Source organism: Rubritalea sp. (genome assembly GCF_039830215.1).
In the GTDB taxonomy this organism is placed as follows: Bacteria; Verrucomicrobiota; Verrucomicrobiia; order Verrucomicrobiales; family Akkermansiaceae; genus Rubritalea.
Window position 1 is genome coordinate 1 of record NZ_JBDOPO010000340.1, and the last position, 5,364, is coordinate 5,364.

General features: G+C 48.6%; 6 protein-coding genes. 3 read left to right on the forward strand and 3 right to left on the reverse strand.

Annotation, left to right across the window (positions count from 1 at the left end; genetic code table 11):
• The 3 genes from carB to ABGY95_RS11485 all read left to right on the forward strand — a co-directional run.
• Positions 1 to 1,757: carbamoyl-phosphate synthase large subunit (carB, locus tag ABGY95_RS11475; RefSeq protein WP_347441822.1), on the forward strand; the 1,757-nt coding region annotated here is incomplete at its 5' end.
• Between the two features lie 72 nt (positions 1,758 to 1,829).
• On the forward strand, positions 1,830 to 2,387 hold the full coding sequence (locus ABGY95_RS11480; RefSeq protein ID WP_347441823.1) for a peptidoglycan endopeptidase: 558 nt from the start codon (positions 1,830 to 1,832) through the stop codon (positions 2,385 to 2,387).
• 111 nt (positions 2,388 to 2,498) lie between these two features.
• Positions 2,499 to 2,900: a hypothetical protein gene (locus tag ABGY95_RS11485; RefSeq protein ID WP_347441824.1), complete on the forward strand. Its 402-nt coding sequence runs from the start codon at positions 2,499 to 2,501 to the stop codon at positions 2,898 to 2,900.
• Positions 2,901 to 2,903: 3 nt separating this feature from the next.
• On the opposite strand, the gene ABGY95_RS11490 is transcribed toward ABGY95_RS11485, so the two are convergent.
• The 3 genes from ABGY95_RS11490 to rplU all read right to left on the reverse strand — a co-directional run bounded on the left by ABGY95_RS11490 (position 2,904) and on the right by rplU (position 5,198).
• A complete protein-coding gene (locus ABGY95_RS11490; RefSeq protein WP_347441825.1) occupies positions 2,904 to 4,028 on the reverse strand; it encodes a hypothetical protein in 1,125 nt (374 codons plus the stop codon).
• A 583-nt stretch (positions 4,029 to 4,611) separates the two neighbouring features.
• Positions 4,612 to 4,863 carry a 50S ribosomal protein L27 gene (rpmA, locus tag ABGY95_RS11495; RefSeq protein ID WP_347441826.1) on the reverse strand — a complete coding sequence of 84 codons (252 nt, stop codon included), beginning with the start codon at positions 4,861 to 4,863 and terminating at the stop codon, positions 4,612 to 4,614.
• A gap of 23 nt (positions 4,864 to 4,886) precedes the next feature.
• A complete protein-coding gene (gene rplU, locus ABGY95_RS11500; protein ID WP_347441827.1) occupies positions 4,887 to 5,198 on the reverse strand; it encodes a 50S ribosomal protein L21 in 312 nt (103 codons plus the stop codon).
• Positions 5,199 to 5,364: the final 166 nt, after the last annotated feature.

Sequence of the window (5,364 nt, forward strand, 5' to 3'; positions counted from 1 at the left end):
TCAAGGCGAAGAAGTACGGGTTCTCAGACGTTCAGATCGCTCACCTTCAAAACACTGACCAGGACACAGTCCGTGCTGCACGTAAGAAGCTCGGCATCATCCCTACTTACCGTCTCGTTGACACCTGTGCAGCTGAGTTCGAAGCATACACACCATACTTCTACTCCACATACGGTGACGAAAACGAAGCGCGTGAAAGCGACAAGAAGAAGATCATCATCCTCGGTGGTGGACCTAACCGTATCGGTCAAGGAATCGAATTTGACTACTGCTGTGTACACGCATCCTTCGCCCTCAAAGAGCTTGGATACGAGACCATCATGGTCAACTCCAACCCTGAGACAGTTTCTACTGACTACGACACATCTGATAAGCTCTTCTTTGAGCCACTCACACTCGAAGACGTTCTCAACATCTGTGACCAAGAGAAGCCAGACGGCGTCATCGTCCAGTTCGGCGGACAAACTCCACTCAACCTCGCAGCTGACCTCGAGCGTCATGGCGTACCAATCATCGGTACTTCACCAAAATCTATCGAGCTAGCAGAAGACCGTAAGTTCTTCTCCGCTCTCCTCGACAAGATAGGCCTCAAGCAAGCAGAAGCTGGCACAGCAGTCACTCCAGACGAAGCTGTCACTATCGCTGACCGCATCGGCTACCCAGTTCTCGTTCGTCCATCCTTCGTCCTCGGTGGACGCGGCATGATGATCGTTTACTCAGACGACGAACTCCGCAAGTACATCAGCGAAGCTGCTGACGTATCACCAGATCGTCCGATCCTTGTTGATCGCTTCCTTGAAAATGCCGTGGAAGTTGACGTTGACTGTATCTCCGACGGCGAAACATCCGTAGTTGGCGCGATCATGCAGCACATCGAAGCTGCAGGTATCCACTCAGGCGACTCCGCATGTGTGATCCCAGCTCCTTCACTTTCAGACGACATTCAGAAGCAAATTCTCAAAGGCGCAAAAGACCTCGCTCGTGAGCTCGACGTCAACGGCCTCATGAACATCCAGTTTGCCGTGAAAGATGAAGAACTCTATGTCATCGAAGTGAATCCACGTGCATCACGCACCGTGCCATTCGTTTCTAAGGCAATCGGCATTCCACTCGCTAAACTCGCGGCTAAAGTAATGGCTGGCAAGACGCTCAAGGAGCTCGGCTTCACGGAGGAAGTTCTTCCTGGTCACTATTGCGTGAAAGAAGCGGTATTCCCATGGCCAAAGTTCCCAGGTGTGGACATTGTTCTCGGACCTGAAATGAAGTCCACTGGTGAAGTGATGGGCATCGATGCTGACCTTGGCATGGCTTACGCTAAAGCTCAGATCTCAGCGTTCAACCCTCTCCCTACTGAAGGCAACGTCTTCTTCTCAGTCAACGATCGCGACAAGCCGAACTCAGTAGACATCGCTAAAGATCTCATCGACTTAGGCTTCACAGTCTACTCCACTGGCGGAACCTACAAGTTCCTTAAGGAGCAAGGCGTCGCAGTTGAGCGCGTTTACAAGCTCGCTGAGCAAAAGCGCCCAAACGTGATCGACATGATGAAGAACGGAGAAATTTCCTTCGTCGTCAACTCTCCAAGCAGCCACGAAGCTCGCGAAGATGAGATCAAGATCCGCTCCGGAGCCGTAGCCAACAAGATCTCCCACTGCACCAACCTTGCTGCAGCCGAAGCATCTGTCCGCGCGATCCGCTCACTGATCAATAAGAAGTTCGAAGTCAAGCCGATCCAAGCCCACCACGGCCTGATCTAACTAATCTGAGTAAATCTAGTTTCTTAAAAGCGTGGCCGTATTTGGCTGCGCTTTTCTCTTTTAGCTCCCTCAATGAACTTGATAGAATCCTTTGCAAAGATGCATTTAAGTAAACTCATTCTCATCCTAGCGGGATCTATCTGCGCATTACTATTCAGCTCCTGCTCCTCACAGATGAAGGCAAAGGAGACCGTGCTCAAACACAATTTCGTGTATGGCAAGACAGCCTATATTGGAGCGGACGGCACAGCCCAGGCGCCACCAAACGCCCCGCGCGAGGTGCATAAAATGGTAGCAGCAGCGAACGATCTCATCCACAAACCCTACATTTACGGCGGCGGACACAAGAGTTTCATATGTAATGGCTATGATTGCTCAGGAGCGGTCTCCTACGTCCTCCACAAGGGCGGTAAGTTAGATAAGCCACTCGTCTCCCAACAATTCTTCGACTACGGAAAAAAAGGTTACGGTGACTACGTGACCATCTACATACGCAAAGGTCACGTTTTCATGGAAATCTGTGGCCTCCGCTTCGACACCGGTGGCACGTGGAACTCCACTGGTCCACGCTGGAAACCTCAGCGTCGAGGGCTCAAAGGCTACTATGTCCGTCACCCCAGAGGCCTTTAGAAAAACAGTTGTAAAATTGTCTCGTCCACCCGCGTTCTGCCTCTATGAAAGTAAGCGCTTAAGTACAGGAAACGATCGCCTCAACAATTTACTACCACACTAAATAGAACTATGGGTATTTTCAACACTACCGAATTTAGCGATGAGATAGAAATTCTCGTAGATAAGCTTGAGCAAGAATCAAATGAGCGCGAACTCAAGCGCGAAGAACGCGCCCTCATCGATGTACTAGATACCGTCAAGCTCATCGAAGAAGGTGAAGGACTCAACGAATTCTGGCTCAGCTCGATTGACCACGCTCGCATCAGCAATTCATTTGAACTCATTGGCGCGTCAACAATCGTGGACACACTCAACTCCAGCCAATGGTGCCAAAGCTCCAGCTCTGACCGGAGCCAGTATTCAGATGCTGAATCCAACCACCTTTCAGGCATCGAAGAAGAATACTTTGAAGCCCTCACAGAAGTTCCAGAACTCATCGAGGCCTTTATCGAAGAAGAACTCGAGGCATAAGCTTCACTTCTTCGCGAACTCTAGATTAATCCCCCCCTTAGCACAAAACTTGCGAAATTCTTCCTGAAGCTGGGCATAACTGCGACCAGCAAGCAAGAGCTTCTGCGCTGCACGCTCCCCCTTCCCCAGTTGCACAGCTTTGATGTATTGCTTTACACGCTTTGCCTCACCACCACCATCGTGATGATAAAAGTAATAGGTGAGCAATAGGCCCACACCATAATTCTTGTTCGCATCCCGCCCTCCCGAAAAATGCGCATAGGGAAGCTTCATGAAATCCTCTAACTGCATCATTGCTATCCTAGAGCCCAGTCGCCTCCCCGAGCCATCATCCAAACCATCTTTGTCGCGCACATAATCAAACACGCGCTGCTTGCCATTGTTTGAATGATAGACTCCGTGAGTGTACCGAGTGGACGCCACGTATTCAGCCCCACCTTCGATATACCACGAAGCAAATGCTGGACCAGCACAGAGCTGATGCGTCAACTCATGGGATAAAACTCGGTTGCTCACCCTCTTCTCGTACTCCCACTTTCTACCAGTCCATCGAACTCCTAGCACCGGCATAGGCACCAAGACTGATTGATTCCTAGGCATGTAAACTCCTGCAGAACCTTGCGGCCCACCCGCTCTATAATAGGATGCAAAATCCCCAAAAAGATAAATGGGAAACTTTGAACCTTTTTCCATGTAATGCCCCGAGGCATTGATTGGCAATGAGAAGACAAACTTATGCGTTGCCTCGAAAAGCACAGCAAAGCGCTGAATCACACGCGGCTCGACCTTCGTGTTTATCAAGAATCGATAATGACTACTCTCGTAGATAAGCAATTTTTTCTTGGAGAGCGACTGGACCTTTTTTAGCTGAATACTAGTAGGCCCATATACCGTCCGAGGCCACGGTTTTGAAAATGACTGATCCGTGGTACCAATCCACGAAGCATATTCCTTACTTCCACCTTGCTTCCAGATCCAACTGCCCACCATTTTTTTACCTGCTGGATTGAGAGACGCCATGGAGATCCTTACCACTGAACCCTCACTTGTTTTGAAGTAGATCGATTCATTACGCACAAACTGGATTGCTCCTTCATGCACCTTTCCTCCCACTACACGTAGCATCATAGGTTTCCCCTCCACTACTGAAAGTAAGCTAAAGGCAGCTAAAACAAACAATATCAGTCTCCTCATCCTGCGCAGACTCGCAAAGCGCCAGCCTCATGACAAGCTTCCAACTAACAAGTAAACCAAATCTCTTGGGCACCCTTGAAGCCTTGAATAATTTTTTTAAATAAAAATTCCCCCCTACAACGACTCACGTAGATAGCAAAAAACCTTTTTTAAAAAATTATTACTATCCATATGCTTCACCCTAGACCTTTTTCAGCAGCAAAGTGAGACCACTGCGGGCGCCACTAATCTCGGAAACACACTCTACACCCTCAAGATTTCGCAGGGAAACGCCTTTCACTCTAATTCCGGCCTAGATAAAATCCCTAGCCTCCTAACCATCTCCTCTATTACCCTTCAATCATAGAGCCTATTCGTTTATTTGAGTCCACTCACCCACACTTAAAAACATTCGCCCCCTCCCCCCCTCCTGAAATTCCTCTCCGCCCGAGACTCAAACCCCAAACGCCTGACTTTAGGAACAAAAAAAACGGCCTTAGGTAAACCTAAGGCCGTTTTGGAAAATGTGTGATGCTATTTAAGCTTCAACTGGTGCAACATTCACACGGCGACCTGACTGGTCGAAGTAAACGGATCCGTCTACGTATGCGTGAACAGTGTAGTCTTTACCAAGGTAAACATTCTTACCTGGTGTCCACTTAGTTCCACGCTGGCGGATGATGATGTTTCCAGCGACAACTGTTTCGCCACCGAACTTCTTAACGCCAAGACGCTTGCTGCGTGAATCGCGGCCGTTCTTTACTGAACCTTGTCCTTTTTTATGAGCCATAGTAAGTGAGTAAGTTAAATAGTTTAAGCAACGCTTACGATCTCAAGCTTAGTGAGATGGCGGCGGTAACCTTTAGTCTTGTGGTAACCTTGACGACGCTTGAATTTAAATGCGATGCCTTTTTTGCCGCGGAACTGGTCCACAACCTTGGCTTTAACTGTTGCACCTTCAACTACTGGCGCTCCTACTTTGGTAGTGCTGCCATCGTTGACGAGGAGAACTTCGTCAAAAGAAATTTCGGAATCAACATCAGCGACGAGTTTCTCGACGTCGATTTGATCACCTGCTTGAACGCGGTACTGCTTACCGCCTGTTTTGAAAACTGCGTATGCCATGGTCTGACAAGTAAATGGTTAAATGGTTAATCCACCACAAGAGCGCGCTGGACTGGGCGCGGAATTGACCACAAATCTCACATATCGGCAAGATTTTTTTTGAACTTATCTCAAAAAAGTTCAAAAACATTCCCGTGCAACAACTTTTCCCAATAGAAATAGACTC